Raw genomic sequence first — 25,120 nt, 5'->3', positions numbered from 1 at the left:
AGGTTTGTAGATGATCCCGATCGTTTGGAAGATCCCGGTACTCGCTGCCGGTTGCCTGCTCCTCGGCATCGCGGATTCACGCGCCGAGATCCTCACCTTCGACGAACTCGAGCTCAACTACGGCAACCTCTTCCCCGGGCTCTACGGCTTCGACTTCGAAAACATCGGCTACGTCTCCCCCGTCGAGTATACCCCCGAGGGCTACACCCACGGCCACTGGAATGTCATCTACAATGGCTTTGGCCTTCCCGCCCACATCACCCGCTCGCAGCACCCCTTCACCATCACCCGCCTCCTCCTCGGCTCCGCCTTCAGGGAAAACCTCCACGTCGTCTTCACCGGCACCCGCGCCAATGGCGAGGAAGTCACCAAGGCCTTCGATGTCGAAAACACCGGCGGCAAGCGCGTCCAGCTCGACTTCACCGACATCATCGCCCTCCGCATCTCCTCCACCGATGGCGTCGGCCCCCATCCCGAGGAAGGCCTCTACCAATGCTGGATGGATGAAATCGAGTACACCGCCTCCGACCGCCTCGCCGTGCGCACCGCGCAGTGGAGCCCGGACCTCGGCGGCGCCATCGCCACCATCACCACCGGCAATTCCCCACTCCCCGCAGACAAAACCCTCCAGGCCTGCTGGGCCGGCGATGAAGGCCTCATCCCCTCACCCGTCATCGCCCAGTGGAGTCTAACAGCTGGCCTCACCGGCGAGCACACCGTCCACCTTCCCGGGCCCGCCATCGGCCCGCCACCCGCCGGAGCCAATCGCATCTGCTTCAGGATCACCGAAGCTGAGAACCCGTATTTCCTCCACGATCCCGTCCTCACCATCCCGCCGGAAAAAGCTGCCTCCGTCAGCGCGTATTCACGCGCCATCATCATCGCCGCCCTCCGCCGCGCCGGCGAAGACACCGCCGAGATCACCGCCACCTCCCGCACGCCCCACCAGCAGGCACAGGCGATCTTCGACCTCATCACCGGCCCCTTCGACCCCATCACCATGGCCAAGGCCGGCGCCACCACCATCATCGACTACGCCCGCCACCTCTACGACGCGAACGGCGATCAACTCATAGACGTCTACCTCGCCGGCATCGAAGCCGGCAAATCCGCCACCACCATCATTGCGGACATCGAAGCAAGGATCACCACCCTCAAGGTCGCCGACCCCACCGCCTTCCGCCACACCTCCGATCCCACCCAGCTCCAGCTCATCGATATCGCCTACACCGGCATCGCCAATCCCCTCCGCCTTCACGCCGCCACCTCCACCCTCGCCGACCCCCGCATCACCCATCGCCTCGACCGCAGCACCCAGCCCATCGAGCGCACCTTCCATCTGGAAATCCCCCAGCCCGGCAGCACCCCGCCGCCATCCATCATCGCACCATCAGCTAGCGCGCCACCGACAGCAGTTCCATCTAACAGCACCCCGCCCGCGCTAACTCCCGCCACACTCCTCATCCCCGGAAACGGCATCGACTTCGCCCTCGCCACCGGCACCGTCTCCACCGGCCACATCATCCACGCCATCGATCTCCTCCGCCCCGGAGTCCTCTCCGCCGGCCTCACCGCGACCTCAGTCCACACCGGCACCGGCGACACCGTCCTCCATCTCTTCGACTCAGCCGGCACCCTGTTAGAGACAAACGACGACACCGATCCCTTCTCCTCCACCTTCCACTCCGAGCTCACCGCCATCCCGCTCTCACACCCCGGCCGCTACTACCTCGCCGTCACCACCTTCGGAAATCAACCGCTCCTCAACGCGCAAAACCAGATCACCACTTGGCAAGACGACGGCACCAGCGACATCGACTTCGAGCTCATCGCCAAGCTCACCCCCATCGATCCCGCCATCACCTCCACCAACGGCCAAGCCATCATCGAATGGCACCACCCCGGCGAATTCCAGGAGTCCACCGACCTCCAGAACTGGACTCCCATCCCCGCCGCCCGCTCTCCCTTCATCATCGATCCCCAGGGCCAGCACTTCTACCGCCTCTCCGACTAGCCCATCCCCCGCTGCCATAGTTTCCCCTCGCCCGCACCATGACGTCCCCTTAAGTCATAGTCATGGCAAAAGCGCTCCTCCTCGCGGGCAGTCATCTCCTCTGCATCGTCGCCGGCGGCTACGCCCTCAATGCAGCGACCAGTCCCCGGACTCCGCACGACTCCGGCATGGCCCCCACCAAGAGCAGCAACCGCTCCGGCCACGAATTCTCCTCCGCCTCCGCGGCACACACTCTCGCCACCGAGGCCATCACCGCCTCCCACGCTCCCTTGTTCGACGTGGAAGAAGCCCAGCGCGCCGCCAAGATCTTCGCCAAGGGCGAAGGCGAAAAGCGCGTCCGCGAACTCACCGCCGATGGCAAGCAACAGCCCACCGACCCCGCCGAGTTCGCCGCCGCCATGCTCGCATGGTTCCGCGATGACCTGAAGGCCGCCTTCGACTTCATGCAGGCCGCAGGCGCAGGCACCCTCTACGATGCCGTCCTCGTCCAGGCGCTCAAGTCGGCCTCGCTGGAAGATCACCTGAAGCTCGCGAAGACCTTGCTCGAATCGCCCGCCATCTTCCGCGTCGGCGAAATCATGGGCATGCGCCTCGCCGAAATGAACCCCGCCGAGGCCGCCGCCTTCTTCAAGCAGTCCGGCATCATGCAGGAGCGGGCACTCCTGCAAACGATGATCCGCGGCTGGCCCGAGGATCAAGTACCCCGCTTCCTTGACATGGCCATGGCCGTGAATGACCCCGCGCTTTTCCAGGCATTCCTCAAGTCCACGAATCCGCGGAAACAAGCCGCCCTGCTCTTTCTATTGGACTCGCGCGCGGACTCCGCCCAGGCCTTCCCATGGCTCGCGGAACTCCCTGCCGAACTCCGCGGCCACCTCTACCGCTACGCCGATCCTTCCGTCCCCCTCGACGAACGCATCGCCCAGATGAAGAACCTCGCATGGCTCAAGGACGCCACCCCGGAAGCCCTCCGCGAGGGTGCCCTCAAGCAGATCTCCACCGTCGACATCCACGAGCTCATGAAGAGCGGCCCCGACTACCGCTACGCCTTCCGCCACGGCGCGATGACTGCGGATGAAATCCTCACCGCGGTAAAAGAGCAGTTCCCCGAACTCGCCGCCGCCTCCGAATACGAGACCCGCGTCCGCGTCTTCAATGAACTCGCCTCGGAAGATGCCCAGGGAGCCTTCTCCCTCATCTCCAATCTCCCCGAGGAACAACGGAACCTCGCCGTCATCCACCAGTCCCGCTGGAGCTTCCGCGACAATACCCCCGAGGCCTTCTATTCCATGATCGATCTCGCCCCCGGCCCCGATAGCGCCGAAGCCGCGCCCGCCCGTGCCGACGCATGGAATAGCTACGGCCAGCGCGCCTATCGCGAATACGGCAGCGACTACATCGACTGGGTCCGCGAACTCCCCGCCGGCGTCAATCGCGATGCCGCCCGCGCCAGCCTCGCAGCCCTCTTGAAGAGAAACAACCAGGCCGACCTCGCCAAGGAATTCGAAGCACCCTGATCGATCCGATGAAGACTCCTCTCCTGATCGTCTCCCACGTCGCGGCCGTCCTGTTAGGCCTGCTCCTGTTCCGTTCCTTCCAGCCCGCCGGGCCCACACCGGACGAACTCGCCGCCACCTCCTCGGCAAAGCCCGCACCCCAGGAAGCCACCGCACCAGAATCTTCCCCACCCGCGAAAGGCACCACCAAGTCTAACAACCGGACCGGACAACAAGCCCCCAAGGCCAGCGTCCATCTCCTCGCCTGGAAAGCCCTCGCCTCCGAGAACCTCACCCGCCCCGAGCGAATGAAGGCCAGCCGCCAGCTCCTCCAGAAGTGGATCAAGGAAGACTGGCACGCCGCGCTCGATACCGTCATGAAGGAAACCCCGGACGACTTCGCCCTGTTAGACGAGTTCGCCGAAACCTTCACTCGCGAGCCCGCCGCCATCTGGCAGATCATCGAGCAAAAGCCCTACGGCATCGCCACCCACGCACTGCTCGGCCGCTGGCAATCCTCCCTCGTGAATTGCGACGAAGCCACCGTCCGCAAGCTCGCCGACACCCTCCCCGAGCGCGGCAAACAAGCCGCCCTCGAAACCCTCAACCGCGCCAAGGACAACGAACCCTACTCCGGCGGCGGCTGAACCATCCACTCCCCTGGGAGCGCCGGTCTCCAGACCGGCCGAATGGTCCCTTACTGCCCGCCACCCAGCGTACGTAGTCCCGCCTTCAGGCGGACTCGAAGCATCCAACGCCTCCGCTTCACTCCACCAAGCCCGCATCGCCCACCAAAGTGGTCCACACTCTCCGAGTGCGGTCGAAGCACCCAACACCTCCGCTTCCTCCACCAAGCCCGCATCGCCCCCCAAAAGTGGTCCGCACTCTCCGAGTGCGGTCGAAGCACCTAACACCTCCGCTCCATCCTCCACACCCGCATCATCCACTCCATCTCTTCACGCACTCCGATTGAAGATTGGATCATTGGAAGATCGATGACTGCTGCTTCCCTCCCTCATGCCCCGCCCTTTCCACCGCTCCATCACCTTCTGGTCCGGCATCCTCGTCATCGCCTTCATCGGCTGGGCATGGTGGTCATCCACCCGCGTCTCCACCTTCTGCCAGTATCAATGCTTCGAGCTGAGCAACACCCACGGCGGCACCGAGATCAATAGCATCTACTCCAGCGGCGGATTCTACATGTCGACCAGCCGCACCCTCACCGGCCTCCCCTCGCCAGCCCTCCCCGCTCCCTTCATCCTCCGCGGCACCGGCTCGCCCACCACTCCCATCCCCGATCGCAAGGCGGTCTCCTATCGCGACCACCTCGAGCTCCTCATGCATCGCAGGTCCCCCGAAGCATGGATCGCCTTCATCCCCCATTGGCTCACCCTCCTCGCCTTCACCGCCCTCTGGACCACCCTTCTCCACCGCCGCTCAAAGCGCATCGCGAAGTCCACCGCCATCGCATGATCTCGTAGCCGAGCGACCGCATTCGCAGCCGGACGACTGCATTCGTAGCCGGACGACTGCATTCGTAGCCGGACGACTGCATTCGTAGCGGAAGGACTGCATTCGTAGCGGAAGGACTGCATTCGTAGCGGAAGGACTGCATTCGTAGCGGAAGGACTGCATTCGTAGCGGAAGGACTGCGTCCTTCCGGCTGGGCGCGCCCTCTAACAAAACCGCCACTCCGCTCACCCTCCCGGCAACCTCTTCAGCCCCAAAGGGGCGGCCAGCCCTCAGCCCAGGGCATCGCCCTGGGTCCCAGTCTAACAACCCAAGGCGCCCTGAAGGGGCGCGAGACGATCGAGTCCGCATCTCGATCCTCCGCCAGTCCGATGCCTTTCCACTGATCACTGATCACCGATCACTCGGCACTTCCCCTCACCACCGGAATCTTCACCGGCTTGTAATTCATACTCTCAAACCACGGATCCTCCGGCACCCGGATCGTCCCCGCCTCCTCATCCACGATGAACGGCTTCCCCGTGAAAGGCTCCACCGGCATCTCCCCACCCGTCGCCGCCAACAGCGCCGCCTGATAAATCGCCGCATCCGTCTGCGCCCTCGTCCATCCCTTCGACCACGCCGTCGCCCCCACGAAAAGCTCATCGAGCAGCGCACCACCGGCAGGCGAGACCCCGCTCTTGTCCGGCGGATTCGCCGAGAGCCCCGGAATCTCTCCCAACTCGGACGCCTTCATCTGCGCCATCAGCCCGGAGAAATACTTCAGGTGAGCCTCCACCACCGAATCCGGATCACGGATCTCGCCACCTGCTCCCGCCGCTTCCTTGGAACTATCCACCAACATCGGCAGGATCTCCTGATCCCCCAGCAACCCCGGCAGGAGAAAGCTCCGCGTCGTATTGTGCCACTCACCCAGGAAGATCCTCGCCAGATCCGCCGGCGTCTCCGGATCCCCCGCCAGCAAATCCTGCCACGCTGTTAGATCCCGATCCGTCCCACCTCCCGCTCCCAGAATCTCGCTCAAGATCGCCTTCCGCGCCCCCTGCCGCAGCAGCACCGACACCGTCTCGGAAAGCAGCGACGGCAGCTCCATCCGATCCATGTGATCCGCCAGCCCGAATACCGCCCGCGCACTCTGCAAGGCCCCCGCCTCATCCCCGCGCTCCATCGCCAGCCGCGCACTCGCCAGCAGCAGCTTCGAGCACTCGTTCGGCACCTTTGCGCTGAAAAAATTCGTCCGGTCCATGTCGATCCCCTTCGCCGACCGCTCGTCTAGCAAGCCGATCTTCACGATCTCGTCCATCAGCCCGCGGTTCTCCTCCACCCACTTCCCCATCACCGCCGCATCCCACGGCGCATGGCCACTGATCATCTCGCTGATGTTCTCCGGAATCGGCAGCCCATCCTTCGCGTAGCGATCCATGAAGTTCAGCAGCTGCAGGAATCCATTCCGCTCATCCGGCACTTCCTTGAAAGTCACCTTCATCTCCGGATGCTTCTCCAGGATCTCCTGATACCACCGGTCCGCCATCCGCTGCAGATCCTCCCGCGACCGCTTCGGCTTGTTACTACGATCTTCATCGTACTTCCCGCCCACCGCCTTCGGCACCGCCCGCTCCGTCTCCGGCTTCGCGAATAGCCCCCGCAAGCTCCCGCTTTCCTTCAAAGCCACCAACGCCCCCAGCACCAGCAGCGCCACAAAGCCACTGCCTCGCATCATCGGTCGTTTGGAAGCCCTGATTTCCACGGATTCCGAAATATGCCCTAACAAGATCAACCACACAAGTCACATCCCCCAACCCCGCCCTCTTCGCCCCAAAGGGACCGCACAACAAAGCCCTGGGTTGCCGACCCAGTCGGCTACCCAGGGAAATACCGCCCCCATTCACCTACCTCGAAGAGCTTGCGGAAACGAAGCCTCCACACCGCCCCTCACTTCACCCCCTTCACCTCCCCAGATCCGCCAAAAGCCTCTCAATCGTCGCCTTCGTATCCGCCTTCCCTCCATACACCCGCCTCAGCAGCAGCGCCTCCGCCGAATCATCCCGCGCCAGATCCCGCTCCCACTTCTCCCGCAGCGCCTTCATCCCCGCATCATCCGGCAGCGCCTCGATCTCCTTCAGCCGCGCGTTGAAATACTTCGCCATGTCCGCCTTGTACATCGCCGCATCGAAGCTCCCATAGGCATCCAGATACCGGCTGAATTCCGCCAGCATCAGGATCGATGCCGGATGCGAGAAACCCCGCCCTCCCGCGCCCAGCGCCTCGATCTCCTTCGTCCGCCGCACCAGCTCCGCCTTCGTCGCCGCATCCGCCCCGCCCGCACCCGTCTCCACCGCCTTCCGTCCCTGCTCTAACAGCGCCTTGTGAATCTCCGCCACCGGCCGCGGCTCCAGCGGACGCTCCGCTGCCGGCCGCCCCTCCTCCCGTTCCCCTCGCTCCACACGCCCCGGCGCCGGCACCACCGCCGGCACCGAAGCCTCCGCAGCTGGACTAGCAGCCCTCCCCGCATCCGCACTTCCTTCCGCCGCCTTGTCTCCACCACGCGGCCAAGCCCGCCAGCACAGCGCGATCAAGACAGCCAGCGCGACACAAGAATACGGCGAGCGAAAGAAGCGGGGAAGAGCCATGGGAATTCGGGAAAGCGGGAGGGCGATCTGATAGAGCGAGGATAGACTCACCTCCTACGCCACCACCCCGCCCGATAATTCACCCGCATTGCCCCCACCTGCGTAGTTTCCCGCCCTGCCCCCGATTTGCGTTTCACCCCGACTTCGGGAACATTGGCACATGACATGCGGACAAGATCCCATGCAGCGCCGGACAATCCCCACAGCCACCCCGGCGCACCCCACAGTCTTCAAGGAACGTAGTGACATCATGGTATCGGCGACCGCGGCGTACTGTCCCGCCGCGGTCGCTCGACCTTCCGGCATCTCCCTTTGACCTCACCCCTATGATTGACATCGAACACATCTACTTGGAAGACGGTCCCGAAGACGGACGAGTCCTCACCGCGGATTTCCTCAAGTCGCTCATTTCGGAAAAGGCCAATCACGTCAAGGAGATCAGCCTCTACATGGATCCCGTTCCCTCCGAGGTCCGCAATACCCCGCACCTCCTCGGCAGCTATCGCCTGCTAAAGGTCCGCGGCAGCACCGCCTCCTTCCGCTGGCAACCAGCCTGAGCCCCGCAACCAGCCTGAGCCTCACCGCGCAGCCTTCTTGTAGCGGCACGCTACCCTGAGGAGTGTCGACGTTCCGTCGACACAGCCCCATCGCAACCCCATTCCAAACCGCAGCCGGAACGACCGTGTCGTCCCGGCTGCGCGCGTTTTGTTAGAGGCCGCCGTTTCCAGATTCCCCACCACTTCCCGACCTCCCATCGCTCCGCGCGACCAGCCACCACCCCCGGCTTCCGCCCCGAATCAGATTGACCTTCTCCCTCCCTCTGCATGATCGCCCCGGTATGCCGATGAAATGGCCGTGGCTCCTCGCAGGTTCCGTCGTGGCGGGCATCGCCATCGGCTGGAGTACCGGCCATGGCCCGCCATCACCCGCAGGCACCTCCGCCCAAAAGTCAGCCCGCGACGCCCCGCATCAACCATGGACCAAGGAGGACTTCCTCAAGTCCGCCAACAAACAGGCAAGCGCCGCGCTCGAAGGAACCACCAATCCCTATCGCGAATTCCTCGCCACCTGGACCACCGAGGAAATCCGCGCCGCCCTCGATACCAGCCTCACCCAGCCCGATTGCGTCCTCCCCAGCGGCTCCTCCTCCGCACTCCCCGGCCGCATCCTCGGCGAATGGCTCCACCGCGATCTCAAGTCCGCACTCGCATGGTTCGACGCACTCGCCTCCACTACCGCGAAGCAACGCCTCGCCCCCGCGCTCTGCCAGCAGTGGCCCGATGACAAGACCGCCGAAGGCCTCGCCTTCCTGCAAGCCCATCGCGACCTCTATCGCGCCGGCACCGGTCTCGCCTTCGTCGAAAAAAGCTTCGATCAAGCCGCCGCCACCAGCCCCGCAGACGTCGCCCAGCTCCTCCTCCTCTGCCACCAGGAGCAGCTTCACGGGGGCCGCAATGTCTCAATCGAATTCCCCAAGCGCTTCGACTTCACCCTGCTTCTCGCCACCGATGAATGGCAGCAGCTCGGCGATGACCCACTCGCCAACTCCGTCATCAGCGCCTGGCAAGCGCGCGATCCCGACCTCGCCTTCGATTGGATGCTCGGCCAGCATGGCGCCAAGTCCCTCGTTCAGCTCGCGGACAATGCCATCGCCTCCGGCGGCGACGGCCCGAAGTGGCTGGCCGAAAAGATCGAGGACCTCCCGGACACAGATCAGCGCGCGTTTCTCGATGCCGCCCGCCAGGATTGGATCGGCACCCCATCCCGGCTCGCCGCGCTTTCGCTCGGCCTGCACGATCCACTTCTGTTAGATGAGATCGCCTCCTGGGCAGCCCAGTCGATGTTCCGCGATATCGAGGGCGCCCTTCCCGTGATCGAGCAGATCCCCGGCATCGAGCGCCGCATTGAGCTGTTGGAATCCGCCGAGCCGGATGAAGCCGCCATCCGCACCCCCGGCCTCCGCAGCTTCGACGCCTACGATGAAGCGCTGCTCCGCAAGACCCTCGCCTCCTGGGACGTCGCCGAGCCCCACATCGAGGCCATCATCTCCCGCTACCGGCCATGAAGCGCGCGCCCGCCATCATCCTCTGCCTCGCCGGCATGGCCACCGGCATCGTCGCCGGCCGCATGCTCGCGCACCCTTCTGCATCCGCGGAAAAGGAAACCGCATCCTCCACTCCCCGCGAATCCACCGGGCCAATCAAGCAGCAGAAGCACGATCTCAATACCCTCATCAAGTGGCAGTCCCGCCTCGCCGACTCGCCGAACCCCGATGCACAGCGCGAGCTCGAGCGGATGAATGCCCCGGCCCTCCGCGACCTCATCACCCGCATGACCGCGGTCTTCAGCGATAGCCGGAATCCCGACTGGCAGGCAGCGCGACAGGTCATCGTCATGGCATCCGTGGAACTCTTCCGCCGCGATGGCGAAGCCGCATTGGAATGGGCCGCCTCCATCGACGGCGATCGCGAGCTGATGCTCGCCTCGATGCTCGAGGACGCGGCCTTCGATTCACCCGATCTCGCCAAGCACTGGATCGAGCGCATGTCCGGCGCCGATCAGTTCCACAAGAGCTGGGCAGGAGGCGTCGTCTCCCGTGCCATCGCCGGCGCCACCTCACGCGGCGCGGATGACCTCCTCCGGCTGCGCGCATCCTATGGCGACCTGTTAGGCGACATCGCCTTCGCCCCCGGCCCCTTCCCTCCCGGCTTCGAGTTCCAGAAACTCTTCACCTCGCTCGGCAATGAAATCCAGCTGACCGCCATGGTCCAATACTGGACCGCCACCGACCGCGAGGCCGCATGGAAGTCCGTGAAGGAAAGCATCGACTCCGGCGGCAAGGGCATCCGCTACTTGAATGGCCTCTTCACCGGCGTCGCCGCACTCGAAGGCAGCGACAGCGCCACAAAATGGCTCATCCCCAGGATCCAGGCGCTGCCCGAAAACATCAGGCCCGAAGCCATCACCACCCTGTCCCAATACGGCATCCTCTCCGCCGAAAGCGTCAGCTCCGTCATGGCCTCGCTCACGCAGGAAGAAGACCGCATCGCCTTCGCCAAGCAACTCGTCACCATCAACAACACCAGCACCGGCCAGGACCTCGCCGCCCTCCGCGGCCTCTCCTCGGATGCCGCCCGCTCCGTCGTCCTCCTCGCCGCCGCCGGCACCTTCAGCGAAGCCATGGCCACCGCCCAACCCCGCCACGCCAAAGCCTTCCGCACCTACTTCCGCAAAACCATGGAAGCCCTCGACCTCCCCAAGGACTCCCAAGCCGAAGTCATGAAGGTCCTCGAATCCCAAGGCACCACCCGCTAACCGCCTCCGCGTTTCAATCCTCCCACCGTAGGCGCGTTGGTGACAACGCGTCCACAGCCCCGATGCCTTTCCCCCGCTGGGTACGCGGGGCGTTGCCCCGCTTGGACAGTCCGATGCCTTTGGCTGCTCCACCTCCCACCCGCACTTCTTCCTTCGCGCTCTTCTCCGCGACCTTCGCGTCTTCGCGGTTCGTTCATCCCTCCGTAGGCGCGTTGGTGACAACGCGTGCACAGCCCCGATTCTTCCACTGATCACTGCTAACTGATCACTCGGCACTCAGCCCTCTTCCTGAAAACTGAACACTGAACACTAGCAAACTCCCTCACCTCCCCCGCCACTCCGCCGCCGCCTTCGCATCCTGCTGCGACCACACATAGTTCAGCCGCTCCACCGCCGACTGCTTCATCGTCGCATCACTGATCTCCCCGACCCTCTTCGCCGCCTCCTGGAACTTCCCGTTGCCCGTGTAGGTAATCGCCGCCGCCGCACTCATCGCATCCCGCTGTGGCGACTCCGGCTGCTCCGCGAACCACTGCTCCATCTCCGCCGGCCGCTGGTGAATCCAGTACCCGATCGCCTCCCGCATCCGCTGCGGCGTCTCCGTGCTCTGCGAATAGCGACTCATCCACCACTCCATCGCCTGCCCCGTGTACTCCCGATAAATCGCCGCATTCACCGCGCTCGCATCCACCTCCTGCCGCTTCTCCGCCGGCACCGCATCGGACTCCAGATAGTCCTTCAGCCCCTGCAGATACTCCAGCATCCCCAGCGGATCCTCCTGCTTCCACTCCCGCAGCAGCGCATCATTCAGCCGCGCATAGTCATCCGGTTTCCCCGTCGACTTCGCGAATTCCACCAGCTGGTCCCGCATCCCTGGATCATCCAGATACATCGAGCCCCAATACCTCAGCACGCTCGCACGGCTACCACTCTGCCAGCCCTGCTTCTCATCCCCCATCTTGAGGAACTCCGCCTTCGCCACGTCGAAATCCCGCTCCGCCAGATTGAAGAGCGCCGAACTCCGCAGCTCATCCTTCATCTTCTCCAGACTCGCCGGGAAATCCTCACCATTCAGCCACGCGAAGGCCGCCTCGGGTGCATCCGCCGCCCACTCCCCGAAGATATTAGAAGAATAGTCCCCGCCCATGGCCGTGGACTTCCCCGCCGCCGCCGTCATCGCCGCCGTCGGATCCAGCACCACCCACGCCACGCCCACCTTCAGGATCAGCGCCCGCATGTTGTAGTCCCGGCGCGCCGCCCCGGAATCCAGCCCGTCAAACACCGCCGCCAGCTCACCCGCCGAAAGCTTCGCCAGGATCGCATCGATCTGCGCCCCCGCCTCGAAGTCGATCAGCAGGTTCGGGCTCCCCTTCGCGATCGCCTGCAACCGCCGCACCACCGACGCCACATCCGCCGCCTTCACCGGCGCCGATGCCGTTCGCTCCGGCGCCGCTTGCAAGCCACGCGCCACCTTCCCGCGCACCGTCTCCCCCTGAAACCATCCCCCGCGCGCCATGTAGTGCCCCGCACGACTTCCCACCCACGCCAATCCCGCCAGCACCACGATGCCAGCGCAGCGGAAGATCACCGTCTTGGTCTTACTTCGTGCCATTGTTAGAAAGGGGTGCGTTGAAAACCTCCTGCATCTCCGTCGGCAGCGTCCCGAGCCACGCCTCGGCCGCCTCCGGCTGATGCTCACGCCATGCATTGAATTGCCGGTGCGTCGTATTCTCCCACCTCCCCCGCGAATCATCCGTGGGCACCCATCCCGCACGGATCTGCGAGTAGGTCATCTTCTTCACCGTCTCCGCCAGGAAGTCGATCTTGTCATGCTCCGCCGCCCACGCGATCGCCTCCTCCGGCTTGCTCTGCACCCAATTCGTATACGCACCCACCTGCGCATCCGTCGACGCCTTCGACTCCGCGCTCATCATCCACTCCATCCGCTCCTGGGGTTTCTCCCGCATCACCTGATAGGACACCTCCCTGCGGAAAATCTCCACCTGCTCCGGAAAAAGCCCCGACTCCTCCATCTCCTTCACCGCCGCCAGCGCCTGCTCCTGGTCGCCCTCATCGTAAGACCACCTCAATTCATACAAACAGCGCCTCTTGATTTGCGGATCATCAAGACCCGCCAGAATCCCGAAAAGCTTCTGCCGGGATTCCTTGCTGCCGCTCATCTGCTCCGTCAGCTCCGTCAGCTCCAGCAGCACCGCATTCACCGCCTCGGGAAACTCCGCCTTCGCCCGCGCCAGCGCATTCTCCGGATCCTGCTTCGCCAGCATCCGCCCCACCTCATTCCCGATGATCATCTTCTCGGAGTCCGACCCATTCGCCTTCGCCCACCGCATCGCACCCTCCATGTCACGCTCCACCCACGGCACCACCACCATGTAGGGCATCGTCCGGCTCGTCGCATACGGCGGCTGCATCCCCGCACTCATCGCCCCCTCCGGATCCATCTGCGCCCAGCGGTAAAAGAGCATCGAGACCAGCGCGCTATTCGCCGGACGGTTCAGCCCATCCGGAATCTCCGCCAGATACGCCTGCACATCCTCCACCGTGAAGCCACGGATGATCTCCCAGCACTGCTGCATCTCCCGCGGCGTCGGCTCTGAACGCCCCGCCACATGCCGCAGCGCATTCAGTTTATCGATCGACTCCGTCCGCGACTTCGGCGCCATCACACGCCGCACCACCGAGCGAATCGTCGTCGCCGGCTTCCCCGCCGCATCCATCGTCCGCCGCTCCGATCGATAGCCCGCCCAAGTCGCCACACCCATCACGGCGGCCACGATCGCGAGTTTCAATTTCCAACGGAGCATGATGGAGAAAGGGAGCCGGGAAGGAAGAGACGGGTTGATCTAACGAAAACACGAGCACCCCGAATCCCGGGACATCATTCAAAAGACCGCCGCCTCCGCAAGTTGTCCCTTCCACTCCTTCAATTTATCCTTCCGCTTCGTGCATCTCATGAAGAGAGTGAGAATCAAACCCATGTCAAAACCCACCCCTCACTCGGTCACCTTCTGGGCTGGCATCATCGTCCTCGTCTCGCTGGCCGCCCTCGCGGTGGACTCCTTCTTCTTCAGCACGAACTTTCGCATCCCCCGCAGCGGCACCAATCCTCCCGCCTTCGCCTATCTGGAAGGCGGCGTGATCCACCTCGATTGGGAAACCACCCCCGCCCCCTACACGGAGCGCACCTTCAAGTTCCTCCGGACCCGCATTCAGGATTCCCCCAGCCCCGTCTCCTCGGACCACCTCCTCCCGAAGTATCAGAAGAGCAACACCTACAAATACGAAGGCGCCACCCCCGCCGACCGCAAGGCAGCCCAAGCCGCCGGCATCAGAACCCCGAAGATCAAGTATACCCTCTCCCTTCCCATCTGGATGATCATCACCCTCACCGTCATCCTCTGGTTCTTCCTCTACAAGAAACGCGCCCGCCGTCTCGCGAAGGAAGAATGGGAACTCGCCCAAAAGGAAGCCGCCGCATCATGAGATCGGACACGTTCGCCGCCGCGCCTGTCGCCAGCCAGCTTGACAAGCGAACCGCCTTTGACAGCGTGGACCTGATATCAAATCCCCAACCCCGTCCCGCATGAAAGCCAACCCCAAGCGCATCCTCTTCGCCGCAGTATCGGCCCTGCTCGCCCTCTGCTCCCCCTTGGCGCGCGCCGGCACCGTCATGCTCGATCCCGGCCACGGCGGCCGCGACTCCGGAGCCACCGTCGACCAGGCGAAGGAATCCGAAATCATGCTCTCCTTCGCCAAGGTGCTGGATGCCGAGCTGAAGCGAAAGGGCTACGTCACCAATCTCACCCGCGACACCGACGAACTCGTCCCGCTGAACAGCAAGCGACAGACGATCGCCGATGTGAAACCCATCATCGTCCTCGGCCTTCACCTCTCCTCCAGCAAGGACCCGAACGAGCGTGGCATCCGCATCTTCCGCAGCCCCAAGACCGAAGACGAAAAGCTCCTCCTCGAAGAACGCGAGCTTCCCGATCACCTCGTCAAAGCCCTCTCCGCCATCGAGCCCAAGCAGACGGTCACCACCCACCGCCTCGGCCTCCCCTACCTCAATACCCCCAAGGCCATCCTCCTCGAACTCGGCTTCCTCACCAACGCCGAAGACCGCAAGCTCATCACCGACCCCGCCTACCAGCAGAAGCTCGCCACCGTCCTCGCCGAGGCCATCAACGAGCTCTACTAGTAAAGGCATGGGGACGCCGAACCAGACCACGCCATCCAGTCCGGCATGAAGCGACGTGCCATCCTGATTCTCGCCGCGTGCTTGATCCTGATCCCGGCAGCGCTCCTCTCTTCAAGGGACAATCGTTCATCCGCTGGAAACTCGAAGACCTCGGCTTCACCAAAAGCCTCCACCGGCCAAGATGCCCCATTTCAAGACGGTTCACCGCCGGCAAGAAAGACCCGGCCGGCCGTTTCCGATCTGCTGCCACCCGGTTACCAGCTTGAAGAAACCAGCAACGGCGGATGCATGCTGACCATCCCCGGGGTCGGCGTCTACGCCGCCACTGACGTCTCCGTCGCCGCCCGGGGGCTCGTCTTCAAAGGGCCGATCACCTTCGCAGCCACAAAGGATGGCCCGTGGATCGGCTACGCCGGTGAAGGCGCCTCCATACACCTGGCGAAGGACGGCACCACCAAGCTGTCGGGAGACAGTGCCATCATCAGGGAAAACCTCCCACCAACCGATTTTCCTGACGACCGTCCCCCCAACCGGTAACAAGAGGAATAGGTCCGCACGTGATTGAGCAGTAGGTGCTGGCATCCACCGCACGTTGGGTCCGCTTCATCTCCGGGTGCTTCTTCAGGAAATCCTGATACCACTTTTCGGAAAGACGTTGGATACTGCCCTCGCGCTCGACCACCTGCCCGGCGGGAAGTAGAACCAGAAATTCATGAGCGAACTGACCAAACTTGCAGCCCTCATCCAGCGTGACCGCGATTCGATCGTCGCGCGATGGCGCCAGCAAGTGCGGGAACTCCCGTCCGCACGCACGCTGGACGTTGCGGCGCTCGACGATCACATCCCGGGACTACTCGATGAGTTGGCTGCAGCACTCAGGGCAAGGTCTGACCAGACCATCCCTGAAGCACTCGCCGAGGGCAGCCCTCCCATCCATGGCCTGCAGCGCCTCATGGACGCGTTCGATATCGAAGAGGTGGTGGCGGAGTACAATGTGCTGCGCGGCTGCATCCACGATCTGGCCGACGCCCATGACCTGAAGCTGCAAGGGCAGCCTTTCCATGTGATCAACCGCGTCTTCGACCACGCGATCGGACTTGCCTTGCAGACCTTTGCCACCGGGCGGGCCTTGGAAGTGCAGCGGCGCCGGGAAGAGTATCTCGCCTTTGTGGCCCACGATCTCCGGACGCCGCTGAGTGCGATTTCCCTGGCGGAGAGAGTCTTGAATCTGACCCTTGCGAAGGAAGGTCTCAGCGTGGAATCAGCCCGGATGTTAAGTGCGCTGCGTCGGAACGTGAAGCAACTCGAGCACCTCGTCGCCAAGGTGCTCGAAGAAAACACCAATCTCCAGACGGAGATCGGGATGAAGCTGGAGCGCCGCGAGTTCGATTTGTGGCCTCTCGTCGAGTCCCTGACTCACGACCTCCATCCCGTGGCGGGCACCTCCAGCACTCAGCTCATCAATGAGGTGCCGGAAGAACTGATCGTCTATGCGGATGCCAGCCTGTTGAGGCGGCTCTTTCAAAACCTCATCGCCAACGCCATCAAATACACCCCGCGCGGAAGCATCGTCATCGGAGCCCGAGAACTCAGTGAGGAAGGGGTAGTCGAGTGCTGGATCAGCGACAATGGCACGGGCATTCCCGAAGAGTTCCTGGAAAAAATCTTCGCGAAGGGAGAAACCGATCCGAACGATGTGGACGGAACGGGGTTAGGTCTCGCCATCGTGAAGACGGTCGCTGAGGCCCACGGTGGAAAGGTGACGGTGGAAAGCGAGGAAGGAATCGGCTCCACCTTCCGCGTTTCACTGCCGACCAAGGCCAATTGCGGCAATGCCTGACCCACCGCGATAACGTGAACGGGTCAGTGAGCGGGGGCCACCAGATTGCACCACGGATCCATACGATTCGCGAATGATCACTCGGCAGACAATCAGTCGATAGGGCCGATCCGCTGACCTGTTGTCCGCATCCCAGCCTACCCACCTGCCCCACTGCGCGCCTTGATCTCCCCCGTCACTTGATTCCGCATCGCCTCCGGCAGATTCACCTTCTCCATCAGCTTCTCGAGCTCGCCACTGAACCGGTCCCGCGACGCAGGCGGCATCTTCTCGTAACCGAAGGTCCGCACATGATTGAGCAGTACCTCCGTGCGCTGCTCATCAGACGCCAGTGCCGTCAAGGCCGCCACCCCTGCCTTCGATCCACCCGCACTGGCCACCACTGCCCGCTGCGCCAGCGTCATCCGGTCGGAATCGGACTCTAACAGCGGCATGATCGCCGTCACCATCTGGGTCTCCAGTGGCCCCATCATGCCAAAGGCACCCAGCGCCCTCGCCCGCTGTTCATCGGGCAATTCCGCCAGCTTCGGAGCCAGCCACTCCGCCGCCTTCGCCGGCCCCGCTACCGAGGCCACCCCATCGAACAACGCAGGAAAGTAAGAATTCGTTCCCGGAGCACCACCCTTGGTCACTTCCTTGAACCCGCTCCACGCCGCCTCCCTGTCCTTCGCCACCCAATACAGGAAAGTATTCCGCATGCTGTCGTTGGAGGACGCCGGCAGGCCGGTGAAAAAGCGGTGGAAGTCAAAGTCCTCCGGCAAGGTGCCCACCGGCACCATGTATTGCTTCAAGGCATCACCGTAAGCCTCCTGCAGCTTGATCATGTCCTCAGCGCCCCGCTCGGTCGCGCCACCGATCATCGGATAGATGAAGGCACTCGCCGCCGGCCCGCCATACTCCTTCTTGTATGCTTCGAACCTGTCCTTGTAGGCGATCGGATCCGATACCAGCGCCGCCTCCAGGATCCGCGGATACACCGCCTTGCGGATCCCCTCATCCAGTCCCGCCACCCAGTCAAAGGCCGCCGCTCCCTCCCGCTTGAAAAGCTCCTTCGCCGCTACTCCTGCCGTCGAGGCCGAGACCTGCGGATCCGCTTGCCCATCCCCCGCCAAGTCCACCAGCAGCGCCCGCAGCTCGCCCTTGTCCAGACGCTCTATCTCACGCTCCACCCGAGAGCCGGAAATCTCCTGCTGCCGGCACCACTTCAGCAGCGAGGCCAGGTCGTGCTTCGCAGGTCCAGCATCCGGATCAACTGCTTGCGGCGAGACCCGCGCCGCGTCCGCCACCTTCGCCGATGCAGCAGGCAGCGCAGGAGCGTTCTCGCTGGCACTCTTCGCACGCATCCCCAGATAGCCCGCCAGCACTCCCGCCAGCGCCACGCTCGTGAATGAAATCGCAGCCTTCATTTCACTTCATTTCTTGAGTTGGTCCACGATCGCTTGGATGCGCGCCTCATCCGCATTCCACGAGGCGAGCTTGCTGCGGATGAAAGCCTCATTCTCCGGACTCAGTGGACGATGCCGCCCGGCAAAGACCTCACCCGGAGTCGCCTCCTCCAGCGCCCGCAGCCGCTCCTCCGGCTCCCCCAGCGCTTCCAGCGAGTTCAGCGAGCTGCGCGCATTGCCCACATAGATCTGCTGCACCATCGCCGTGCGCAGCAGCTCCCGCATCGCCGGCGTGCGCACCTCCTTGGCAAAGCTCGCCACAAAGGCATCCGGGATCCTCATCCATTCCCCCTGCATCGCTTTGAAAAACTCCGCCTGCTGCCCCGCATCCAGCGCTTCGATCTTCTTGCCCAGCCACGCCATCCGCTCGGGACCGGAATCACCACCATACCACCCGGTCAACCCGATTCCCGCCACCCCCTGCTTCTCTAACAGCCACTCGAACGCCCGCTCAGGATCCTCCTGGCGGAATGCCCGCACCATCGAATCGCGCACCCCGCCCTTGTCCAGTCCCTGCCACACCTCTCCCTCTAACAAACCCCTGTAATCGAACCCCGCCGGAAAATGGAGTTCGTTCTGAAAGTCCAGGCCGAACCCCTCCTCCTTGAGCGTCTTCAACATCGCCTCAACCCCCGCCGGCCCCTGGCCAGCCGACGCCTGAATGTTCTTCGCCACGATCGCCCAACTCGTGCCGCCCGGAAAATCCGAACGGTGGCTGCGCAAGAAATCGAGCCCCGCCGCCGCCCGAGCCTCCGGCCACGCGTAGGGAAGCGTGTAAATGAACCGCTTCTTTGCACCTTGGTAGGCGATCCCGTCAAACCACGCCACCACCGCATCCGTGTCGCGCTTCAGCAGCTCCCTGATCAGCGAGTCCATCACCCCCGCGCCACTTCCATTCGGCGTCAGGCACTCCGGATCGACCACCCCCGCGTCCAGCGCCGCCCGGATCTCCGCATCCGTCCACGTCGCCCACAGCTTCCCGTAGCGATCATAGCTTCCCGCCTTGATCGCCGCATTCTCTTCCGTCGCAGCCCTTTGGAAATCCTCCTTCCTCCACTTCGCCGCCACCTCACGCCGCGAAACCTTCCCCACATCCACCTCCGCCTGCGAATGCGCCGAGTCTCCCGACGCCGCCGGCCCCGAAGTCCGGCCAAGCAAGCCGCCACCGATCGCACACAGCACGAAGACCAGAAGATATCTCCACATCGCATCCCTCTTCAACCGCTGCCGAGACCGCGCGTCAATGCCATTGAAGCACGGCCTCAGCCGACCTCGTCACATCTCCCGCTTGCCAACCCGCCGGGAAGAAATCCTAGAGTCATCATCCAATCCCCTCCGGTCTCATGCCACCCTCCACACGACCCGCCGCCAGGAACCAGACCGCCCGATGAATGCGACCCGCCCCGGCTTCACGCGCCTCCTCTCCTTCTGGCTCGGCCTGCCCCTGCTCCTCTTCCTCTTCTGGGCCTGGTGGGATTCCACCCGCTTCCTCTCCCTGATCGAATGCCAGCGACCGTCCGACAAATTCGAGTTCTCCAGTTTCATGGGTCGCATCCAAGTCGGCCACTACCCAACCGACCCTTATGGCTCCACCAAGTGGGACTTCGATCACATGCCCCTCTCCAAGCTCAGGTTCGACAGGGATATGGAAGCGGCATTCCCCCGCTATCTCACCCTCCGTGCCAATAGCCTTGCGATCGCCCACTGGTTCCTCATCTCGCTCTATGCAGCAGCTTGGCTCGGCTCCTCCTTCCTCTGGCATCGCCGCAAGCTCCGCCTCATGACGGCGGCATCCGCCCCACCGCCATGACCCCGCGCCCGCTCTACCGCTGGAAATCCTTCTGGTTCGGACTCCTCGTGCTCGCCTTCCTCGCTTGGGCCTGGGCGCACTCGACCCGGCAGGGAGCTGCGTTTGTTCCGACTCGGAAGTCTCCCGTGGTATTTCTCCAGGATGCCGGCCGGATCAGGATCGCCTGGTTCCGCCGGAGCTCTCCGTTTCCCCAGGGACTGCAGCATTTCCCGCCCGGCGACGGCAGCGGCAGGCTCTGGTTCGCCCCCATGGTTGAAGTGATTCGCCTGCAGAACCAATTCTACATCCACCTCGCCCACTGGTTCCTGATCCTGCTCTTCGCACTGCCATGGAGCAGCTTCCTGATAGTCCGCTCGCGGCGCATGAAGCGCCTAACAGCACCCCCGCCATGATCCGCCCCTTCCATCGCTGGAAATCCCTCTGGCTCGGCCTCCTCGTCCTCATCTTCCTCGCATGGAGTTGGCATCGATCCATCCACCACTACGACGCCGTCATATGGGGCGATGCCTCCGGACAACGCGGCATCAGCCTCAACCAACACGACTCCAAGATCTTCTTCACTTGGGTCTCGGCCAAAACCCCCGTCTGGTTCGAGCCCGGCATTCACCCGTCCAGCACCCCGATCACAAGCAACGACAAGCCACTGTTCCCCTCCCTCTCTTCCATTCGTGCCCTTCGCCAACAACTTCCGCCTTCCGTCCATGCCATCTGCCTCCCGCACTGGCTTCTCACGTCCCTCTTCCTCGCCCCTTGGTCCGCCCTCCTCGTCTGGCGCTGGCGAAGGCTGAAGCGTCTAACAGCACTCCAGCCATGACCCCGCGCCCACTCCACCGCTGGAAATCCCTCTGGCTCGGCATCCTCGTCCTCATCTTCCTCGCATGGAACTGGCAGCGCTCCATCCGCTACTACGACTCCGCCTCATGGGCCGAAGCCTCCGGCGCTCGCGGGATCAGCCTCAGCCAACGCGACTCCGTGGTTTTCGTCACTTGGGCTCCGGCCAAAGACCCCGACACATTCTCGCCCGGCTTTCACATCTTCCGCGCCAGGATGAGTAAGCGCCACTACCCCACCTTCCCCGCGCTCTTCTCCGGCGATCCCATGGGCCCCAACCACCCTCCACCTCCCTTCCGCGCAATCTATATCCCCCACTGGTTCCTCATCCTCCTCTTCCTTACCCCTTGGTCCGTCTTCCTCGCGTGGCGCTGGCGGCGCATCAAGCGCCTGACAACTCCACCGCCCGGCCCGGAGACAATTTCCCACAGCGGCGCACTTGCGGACTAGATGACCCCGCCTCCCTTGCTCCGCACCAAGTCATTCTGGCTCGGCCTCATCATCCTACTCGGCATCGCCGGTGCCTGGCTCGATACCGCCTTCCACGAAACCACCCTGACCTACGCCGGCCCCACCCGCGCCTGGCAGATCAATCGTCTGGATAGCGCCACACTTCTCGTCAGCGGCTCCTCCGCCAAGATTGCAGCCGTCCCTGGATGGGAATTCGTCCGCGGCGCGAACACCAGCGACCGGAAAGACTGGGAAGGGTTCCAAACTTTGGTCGGCTCCAGCCACCTCACCATCCACGACGCCGCTGTCTTCTTCCTGCTCCTCGTAGCATGGCTCGGCTGGCTTTCCTGGAGAGCACGGAAACGATCGCCCGCAGGCGCAACCTCTCTCTAGCAGCCTCGCCCATCACCCGTTCCTGACGAGGCACCGCACTCCCGTTTTTGCCATCATTTTGCGAACCCCACATTGCCAAACCCACCCGACTTCACATCATCTTCACATAGGCGTGCCACCGTCACCCACTCCCGCGCCCCATGATGAAACCCAGCCATCTCCTCCTCGTCGGCAGCCACCTCGCCGTGCTGGGCCTCGTCTACGGCATCGCCCGAAGCAACGCCAACACCGGCACCACGGAAGACACCACTTCCCGCCACCCCACCAAGGTCTCCGACCGCAGCACCACCGCCTCCACCTCCACCGGCGATGGCCCCGCCCTCCTCGCCAGCTTCATCGAAGCAAACGCCCACAAGACCTACACCTCCCCCTACGATTCCCTCAAGGCCACCCTCCCCGTCGCCACCGATCCCGAAGCCGCCGCCAGGGAAGCCATCGCCGCATTCGCCTCCCACCCGTGGCCGGACCTGCGCGATTGGGAAGCCTCCATCCGCCGCCTCACCGAGGCCCAAGTCCGCGTCCTCCACTGGCTCCGCCAATCCAACGACCCCGCCAAAGTGCTGGAGTTCCTCTTCACCGGCGAACACGCCACGAAGAACCCAAATCTCGGCAATCCGTGGGAACCCGCCATCTTCGATGTCGCCACCCAGCAAGGCATCCTCAAGTCCTGGCCATGGCTCCTCAAGTCAGGCGCCCATGAAACCATCGCCAGCGCCGCCCTGAAGGAAATGAAGTCCGGCGGCGGACTCCGCCTCATCCTCAGCCTCGAGTCAGCCATGGCGGGCGACCCGCAAGGCGCCTCCTTCAACATGCTCATGTCGGGCAGGGGATCCGGATCCTTCTACCAGGCCGTCGGCAAGGAAGCCGGCTTCGATTCACGCGAGTCCATCTACGGCATGGCCATGGGCCAGCAGGATCCTAACAGCCGCGCCGAGCTCCTGTTAGGCTTCGCCCGCAGCAGCGAAGAGGCCGCCACGTGGCTCCTCCAGCAGCCAAAACTCGATCCAGAACTCGCCAAGCGCATAAACCAGGAGAAGAACCAATGGATCATCGATGACAGATCTCAGGACTACGAACATCGCCTCGAAGCATTCCAGGAAAGGAACGGCGAAAAAGGGGACCGCCAGGGCCAGTTGGACGACCTGGTCCGCACCGATCTGAACAAGGTCCTCACCGAAGGCCGTGACTGGCGCTACGAATTCCGCCACGGCACCGCCACCCTCGATGAAGTCGTCGCCGCCACCCGCGCCGCCATGCCGGCCATCCCTCCCGATGGCGAGCAAGCCCTCACCGTCTCTCTCTACCGCCACCTCGCCGAGGAAAACCCCGCGAAAGCCCTCCCACTCCTCGATGCTCTCCCTGAGGAAGAACGCCGCAACGTCCTCTTCGACTCCACCTGGCAGAGCATGGTGAACGTCAATCCAGACGACTTCCTCACCTTCACCTCATCGCTTCCCGAGCCCGTCACCGCGACTGAAAAAGACCTCCGCACCAAGGGCTGGAACTGGAAAGCCCGCGGCTTCCTCCAGCGCTACGGCGATGACTACGTCGAGTGGGTCCAGCAGATGCCAGAGGGCATCGACAAGGACACCGCCATGAATTCCCTCATCTGGGCCACCCGCGAACAAAACCCCGCCGCAGCCCGCAAGCTCAACGAACAACTCTTCCCTCCGCAGACCGATGAGAAGAAATAAGCTCATCATTCTCGTCGCCACCCACCTCGCCATGGTGGCCATCGCCCTCCTCCTCGCCCGCCCCGGCCAAGGCAACGAATCATCCAACCAGGACGGAAACACCGCATCTAACAGCACCGGCACCACCGCATCTAACAGCGACAAGGGCACCTCCCGCCAAGCCAGCCGCTTCAAGCCCTCCACCTCATGGAAAGGCGGCGAATTCGCCCGCGCCTGGAAGGCCCTCCCCACCGCCAAGCTCACCACCGGCGAACGCATCCAGACCCAGCGCGAACTCCTCAAACAATGGGCCGAGGTCGATCTCGCCGCCGCCATCGATGCCGCCCTCGCCGAAGCATGGGACAGCGACAACGGGAACTACTACGACCCCACCGGCCCCTTGCTCCAATCACTCGCCGAGGCCCTCGCCAAGGACCCCGCCTACTCCTGGGACATGCTCCACGGCCGCCAATTCGACCTCGGCACCGGCATGCTTCGCTTCGTCTGGATCAGAGCCGTCGGACAAAAGGACCCGATCTTCCTCGCTTCGAAGATGGGCGAGCTCTCCTGGCGCGATCGCGAGAAGGCCATCAACGCCTGCCGCATGAACCTTCAAGCCGGTTCGGAAACCGCCACGAAACTCTTCGAGACCCTCTCCCGCCTTCCCGAAGACGTCGTCAGCGCGGAAGACCTGCTCACCTTCAGCGATGGAGTCACCTCGCCACTCAGCCCGGAGGAATTCCAGCAGACCATCCTCAGCCTCGCCGGCCAGAACGACCGCATGGCAAAGCTCCGCGCCATCCAATGGGGACAGATGCTCTCCTCGAAGGATCCCAGCGAGATCAATGCCCAGCTATCCGCCATCCCGCAGGCCCTGCGTTGGGAAGTCGAGTGGGCCGCCTTCACCACACCGGACGTGACGGGCGCGGGAAAGAACACGAACACCCTCGCCCTCGCTGGCCTCCTCGTTCAGGACGGAGCATGGGACAAGCTGGAAAGTCGCACCACGGTCAGTCAGCTCCAGTCCCTCGCCTCCAATGGCGCCGCCAAGGAAGTCGCCGACTTCGCCACCACGCTCCCCGTCCGCAAGGAAACCACCGAACTCTTCCACCGCAGCGTCGATCACTACCTCCGTGAAAACATGGACACCGCCCGCGACTGGATGGCCGGCCTCCCCGCCGGCGAATGGCGCGACCGCGCCTACGCCGAATACTCCCAGCAAGCCCTCAACGCCCACAACAACCCCGAAGCCTCCCGCTGGGCCCTCGACCAAATCGGCAACCCCACCTTCAAGGGCGAAGCCGAAAGCTGGCGCTCCCAATGGGAAAAACGCACCGGCTGGAAGCAGCAGTAAAATGCCTTTCCCGTAGGCGCACTGGTGACAGTGCGGAGCGGTCCCCAACTGCCGCACACTCCCACAAGCAGCGCACCGCCCACCCGCTGGGTGCGCGGGCCTGTATAGACCGGGTACATCGTTAACAGGTGTTCGGGGACATGGTTTACACCTCCGGAGAGGAGCAAGCCATGCCTTGGA

The 25,120-nt window shown here is 63.7% G+C and carries 24 protein-coding genes; 18 read left to right on the top strand and 6 right to left on the bottom strand.

Features of this window, described 5'->3' with window-relative positions:
- Positions 1-10: 10 nt before the first annotated feature.
- The 4 genes from WKV53_RS13765 (at position 11) to WKV53_RS13750 (ending at position 4,983) form a co-directional block, all read left to right on the top strand.
- The gene (locus WKV53_RS13765; RefSeq protein ID WP_341405203.1) at positions 11-2,014 is read left to right on the top strand and encodes a DVUA0089 family protein; all 2,004 of its coding nucleotides are present in this window, start codon (positions 11-13) and stop codon (positions 2,012-2,014) included.
- A 62-nt stretch (positions 2,015-2,076) separates the two neighbouring features.
- Positions 2,077-3,531: a hypothetical protein gene (locus WKV53_RS13760; protein WP_341405202.1), complete on the top strand. Its 1,455-nt coding sequence runs from the start codon at positions 2,077-2,079 to the stop codon at positions 3,529-3,531.
- 8 nt (positions 3,532-3,539) lie between these two features.
- Positions 3,540-4,157: a hypothetical protein gene (locus tag WKV53_RS13755; protein ID WP_341405201.1), complete on the top strand. Its 618-nt coding sequence runs from the start codon at positions 3,540-3,542 to the stop codon at positions 4,155-4,157.
- A 370-nt stretch (positions 4,158-4,527) separates the two neighbouring features.
- Positions 4,528-4,983, top strand: a complete 456-nt coding sequence (locus WKV53_RS13750) for a hypothetical protein (RefSeq protein WP_341405200.1) — start codon at positions 4,528-4,530, stop codon at positions 4,981-4,983.
- 397 nt (positions 4,984-5,380) lie between these two features.
- On the opposite strand, the gene WKV53_RS13745 is transcribed toward WKV53_RS13750, so the two are convergent.
- The gene (locus tag WKV53_RS13745) at positions 5,381-6,700 is read right to left on the bottom strand and encodes a hypothetical protein (protein ID WP_341405199.1); all 1,320 of its coding nucleotides are present in this window, start codon (positions 6,698-6,700) and stop codon (positions 5,381-5,383) included.
- 226 nt (positions 6,701-6,926) lie between these two features.
- Positions 6,927-7,610: a hypothetical protein gene (locus tag WKV53_RS13740; RefSeq protein WP_341405198.1), complete on the bottom strand. Its 684-nt coding sequence runs from the start codon at positions 7,608-7,610 to the stop codon at positions 6,927-6,929.
- A 326-nt stretch (positions 7,611-7,936) separates the two neighbouring features.
- Between WKV53_RS13740 and WKV53_RS13735 the strand changes: the two genes are divergently transcribed.
- The 3 genes from WKV53_RS13735 to WKV53_RS13725 all read left to right on the top strand — a co-directional run bounded on the left by WKV53_RS13735 (position 7,937) and on the right by WKV53_RS13725 (position 10,925).
- Positions 7,937-8,167 carry a hypothetical protein gene (locus WKV53_RS13735; RefSeq protein WP_341405197.1) on the top strand — a complete coding sequence of 77 codons (231 nt, stop codon included), beginning with the start codon at positions 7,937-7,939 and terminating at the stop codon, positions 8,165-8,167.
- A gap of 287 nt (positions 8,168-8,454) precedes the next feature.
- The gene (locus WKV53_RS13730; protein WP_341405195.1) at positions 8,455-9,675 is read left to right on the top strand and encodes a hypothetical protein; all 1,221 of its coding nucleotides are present in this window, start codon (positions 8,455-8,457) and stop codon (positions 9,673-9,675) included.
- Complete coding sequence (locus WKV53_RS13725) at positions 9,672-10,925, top strand: hypothetical protein (protein WP_341405194.1); 1,254 nt, start codon at positions 9,672-9,674, stop codon at positions 10,923-10,925. Before WKV53_RS13730 ends, WKV53_RS13725 begins: the two co-directional genes overlap by 4 nt.
- Before the next feature lie 322 nt (positions 10,926-11,247).
- On the opposite strand, the gene WKV53_RS13720 is transcribed toward WKV53_RS13725, so the two are convergent.
- The gene (locus WKV53_RS13720; protein ID WP_341405192.1) at positions 11,248-12,537 is read right to left on the bottom strand and encodes a hypothetical protein; all 1,290 of its coding nucleotides are present in this window, start codon (positions 12,535-12,537) and stop codon (positions 11,248-11,250) included.
- The gene (locus tag WKV53_RS13715; protein ID WP_341405191.1) at positions 12,524-13,750 is read right to left on the bottom strand and encodes a hypothetical protein; all 1,227 of its coding nucleotides are present in this window, start codon (positions 13,748-13,750) and stop codon (positions 12,524-12,526) included. The genes WKV53_RS13720 and WKV53_RS13715 overlap by 14 nt, the downstream gene beginning before the upstream one ends.
- 172 nt (positions 13,751-13,922) lie before the next feature.
- On the opposite strand from WKV53_RS13715, the gene WKV53_RS13710 reads away from it, so the two are divergent.
- The 4 genes from WKV53_RS13710 (at position 13,923) to WKV53_RS13695 (ending at position 16,984) form a co-directional block, all read left to right on the top strand.
- Entirely contained in the window at positions 13,923-14,429 is a 507-nt protein-coding gene (locus WKV53_RS13710; protein ID WP_341405189.1) for a hypothetical protein, read from the top strand.
- Between the two features lie 100 nt (positions 14,430-14,529).
- Positions 14,530-15,144 carry an N-acetylmuramoyl-L-alanine amidase family protein gene (locus WKV53_RS13705; protein WP_341405187.1) on the top strand — a complete coding sequence of 205 codons (615 nt, stop codon included), beginning with the start codon at positions 14,530-14,532 and terminating at the stop codon, positions 15,142-15,144.
- 45 nt (positions 15,145-15,189) lie between these two features.
- Positions 15,190-15,681, top strand: a complete 492-nt coding sequence (locus tag WKV53_RS13700; RefSeq protein ID WP_341405185.1) for a hypothetical protein — start codon at positions 15,190-15,192, stop codon at positions 15,679-15,681.
- A 175-nt stretch (positions 15,682-15,856) separates the two neighbouring features.
- Positions 15,857-16,984 carry an ATP-binding protein gene (locus tag WKV53_RS13695; RefSeq protein WP_341405184.1) on the top strand — a complete coding sequence of 376 codons (1,128 nt, stop codon included), beginning with the start codon at positions 15,857-15,859 and terminating at the stop codon, positions 16,982-16,984.
- A gap of 137 nt (positions 16,985-17,121) precedes the next feature.
- Here WKV53_RS13695 and WKV53_RS13690 read toward each other — a convergent pair whose 3' ends face one another.
- Entirely contained in the window at positions 17,122-18,390 is a 1,269-nt protein-coding gene (locus WKV53_RS13690) for a hypothetical protein (RefSeq protein ID WP_341405183.1), read from the bottom strand.
- A 6-nt stretch (positions 18,391-18,396) separates the two neighbouring features.
- Positions 18,397-19,635, bottom strand: a complete 1,239-nt coding sequence (locus WKV53_RS13685; protein WP_341405182.1) for a hypothetical protein — start codon at positions 19,633-19,635, stop codon at positions 18,397-18,399.
- A 181-nt stretch (positions 19,636-19,816) separates the two neighbouring features.
- On the opposite strand from WKV53_RS13685, the gene WKV53_RS13680 reads away from it, so the two are divergent.
- The 7 genes from WKV53_RS13680 to WKV53_RS13650 all read left to right on the top strand — a co-directional run bounded on the left by WKV53_RS13680 (position 19,817) and on the right by WKV53_RS13650 (position 24,940).
- Complete coding sequence (locus WKV53_RS13680) at positions 19,817-20,239, top strand: hypothetical protein (protein WP_341405180.1); 423 nt, start codon at positions 19,817-19,819, stop codon at positions 20,237-20,239.
- Positions 20,236-20,631, top strand: coding sequence for a hypothetical protein (locus WKV53_RS13675; protein WP_341405179.1), 396 nt, complete (start codon positions 20,236-20,238; stop codon positions 20,629-20,631). The genes WKV53_RS13680 and WKV53_RS13675 overlap by 4 nt, the downstream gene beginning before the upstream one ends.
- Positions 20,568-21,053, top strand: coding sequence for a hypothetical protein (locus WKV53_RS13670; RefSeq protein ID WP_341405177.1), 486 nt, complete (start codon positions 20,568-20,570; stop codon positions 21,051-21,053). Before WKV53_RS13675 ends, WKV53_RS13670 begins: the two co-directional genes overlap by 64 nt.
- Positions 21,050-21,520 carry a hypothetical protein gene (locus tag WKV53_RS13665; protein WP_341405176.1) on the top strand — a complete coding sequence of 157 codons (471 nt, stop codon included), beginning with the start codon at positions 21,050-21,052 and terminating at the stop codon, positions 21,518-21,520. The genes WKV53_RS13670 and WKV53_RS13665 overlap by 4 nt, the downstream gene beginning before the upstream one ends.
- Positions 21,521-21,913 (top strand): hypothetical protein, encoded by a 393-nt coding sequence (locus WKV53_RS13660; protein ID WP_341405175.1) that lies wholly within the window; start codon positions 21,521-21,523, stop codon positions 21,911-21,913.
- A gap of 140 nt (positions 21,914-22,053) precedes the next feature.
- Complete coding sequence (locus WKV53_RS13655) at positions 22,054-23,607, top strand: hypothetical protein (RefSeq protein ID WP_341405174.1); 1,554 nt, start codon at positions 22,054-22,056, stop codon at positions 23,605-23,607.
- Positions 23,594-24,940: a hypothetical protein gene (locus WKV53_RS13650; protein ID WP_341405173.1), complete on the top strand. Its 1,347-nt coding sequence runs from the start codon at positions 23,594-23,596 to the stop codon at positions 24,938-24,940. Before WKV53_RS13655 ends, WKV53_RS13650 begins: the two co-directional genes overlap by 14 nt.
- The last annotated feature ends 180 nt before the right edge of the window (positions 24,941-25,120 follow it).

Origin of the sequence: Luteolibacter sp. Y139, assembly GCF_038066715.1 — a bacterium.
Taxonomy (GTDB): domain Bacteria; phylum Verrucomicrobiota; class Verrucomicrobiia; order Verrucomicrobiales; family Akkermansiaceae; genus Haloferula; species Haloferula soli.
Note: the sequence above shows the minus strand (reverse complement) of the source record. Positions and strands in the feature narration are given on the sequence as shown.

What these genes read in the sequence shown, in the direction of transcription:
- WKV53_RS13765 (WP_341405203.1), top strand. Translation starts at nt 11, where the DNA reads ATGATCCCGATCGTTTGGAAGATCCCGGTACTCGCTGCCGGTTGCCTG.
- WKV53_RS13760 (WP_341405202.1), top strand. Translation starts at nt 2,077, where the DNA reads ATGGCAAAAGCGCTCCTCCTCGCGGGCAGTCATCTCCTCTGCATCGTC.
- WKV53_RS13755 (WP_341405201.1), top strand. Translation starts at nt 3,540, where the DNA reads ATGAAGACTCCTCTCCTGATCGTCTCCCACGTCGCGGCCGTCCTGTTA.
- WKV53_RS13750 (WP_341405200.1), top strand. Translation starts at nt 4,528, where the DNA reads ATGCCCCGCCCTTTCCACCGCTCCATCACCTTCTGGTCCGGCATCCTC.
- WKV53_RS13745 (WP_341405199.1), bottom strand. Translation starts at nt 6,700, where the DNA reads ATGATGCGAGGCAGTGGCTTTGTGGCGCTGCTGGTGCTGGGGGCGTTG.
- WKV53_RS13740 (WP_341405198.1), bottom strand. Translation starts at nt 7,610, where the DNA reads ATGGCTCTTCCCCGCTTCTTTCGCTCGCCGTATTCTTGTGTCGCGCTG.
- WKV53_RS13735 (WP_341405197.1), top strand. Translation starts at nt 7,937, where the DNA reads ATGATTGACATCGAACACATCTACTTGGAAGACGGTCCCGAAGACGGA.
- WKV53_RS13730 (WP_341405195.1), top strand. Translation starts at nt 8,455, where the DNA reads ATGAAATGGCCGTGGCTCCTCGCAGGTTCCGTCGTGGCGGGCATCGCC.
- WKV53_RS13725 (WP_341405194.1), top strand. Translation starts at nt 9,672, where the DNA reads ATGAAGCGCGCGCCCGCCATCATCCTCTGCCTCGCCGGCATGGCCACC.
- WKV53_RS13720 (WP_341405192.1), bottom strand. Translation starts at nt 12,537, where the DNA reads ATGGCACGAAGTAAGACCAAGACGGTGATCTTCCGCTGCGCTGGCATC.
- WKV53_RS13715 (WP_341405191.1), bottom strand. Translation starts at nt 13,750, where the DNA reads ATGCTCCGTTGGAAATTGAAACTCGCGATCGTGGCCGCCGTGATGGGT.
- WKV53_RS13710 (WP_341405189.1), top strand. Translation starts at nt 13,923, where the DNA reads ATGTCAAAACCCACCCCTCACTCGGTCACCTTCTGGGCTGGCATCATC.
- WKV53_RS13705 (WP_341405187.1), top strand. Translation starts at nt 14,530, where the DNA reads ATGAAAGCCAACCCCAAGCGCATCCTCTTCGCCGCAGTATCGGCCCTG.
- WKV53_RS13700 (WP_341405185.1), top strand. Translation starts at nt 15,190, where the DNA reads ATGAAGCGACGTGCCATCCTGATTCTCGCCGCGTGCTTGATCCTGATC.
- WKV53_RS13695 (WP_341405184.1), top strand. Translation starts at nt 15,857, where the DNA reads ATGAGCGAACTGACCAAACTTGCAGCCCTCATCCAGCGTGACCGCGAT.
- WKV53_RS13690 (WP_341405183.1), bottom strand. Translation starts at nt 18,390, where the DNA reads ATGAAGGCTGCGATTTCATTCACGAGCGTGGCGCTGGCGGGAGTGCTG.
- WKV53_RS13685 (WP_341405182.1), bottom strand. Translation starts at nt 19,635, where the DNA reads ATGTGGAGATATCTTCTGGTCTTCGTGCTGTGTGCGATCGGTGGCGGC.
- WKV53_RS13680 (WP_341405180.1), top strand. Translation starts at nt 19,817, where the DNA reads ATGAATGCGACCCGCCCCGGCTTCACGCGCCTCCTCTCCTTCTGGCTC.
- WKV53_RS13675 (WP_341405179.1), top strand. Translation starts at nt 20,236, where the DNA reads ATGACCCCGCGCCCGCTCTACCGCTGGAAATCCTTCTGGTTCGGACTC.
- WKV53_RS13670 (WP_341405177.1), top strand. Translation starts at nt 20,568, where the DNA reads ATGGAGCAGCTTCCTGATAGTCCGCTCGCGGCGCATGAAGCGCCTAAC.
- WKV53_RS13665 (WP_341405176.1), top strand. Translation starts at nt 21,050, where the DNA reads ATGACCCCGCGCCCACTCCACCGCTGGAAATCCCTCTGGCTCGGCATC.
- WKV53_RS13660 (WP_341405175.1), top strand. Translation starts at nt 21,521, where the DNA reads ATGACCCCGCCTCCCTTGCTCCGCACCAAGTCATTCTGGCTCGGCCTC.
- WKV53_RS13655 (WP_341405174.1), top strand. Translation starts at nt 22,054, where the DNA reads ATGATGAAACCCAGCCATCTCCTCCTCGTCGGCAGCCACCTCGCCGTG.
- WKV53_RS13650 (WP_341405173.1), top strand. Translation starts at nt 23,594, where the DNA reads ATGAGAAGAAATAAGCTCATCATTCTCGTCGCCACCCACCTCGCCATG.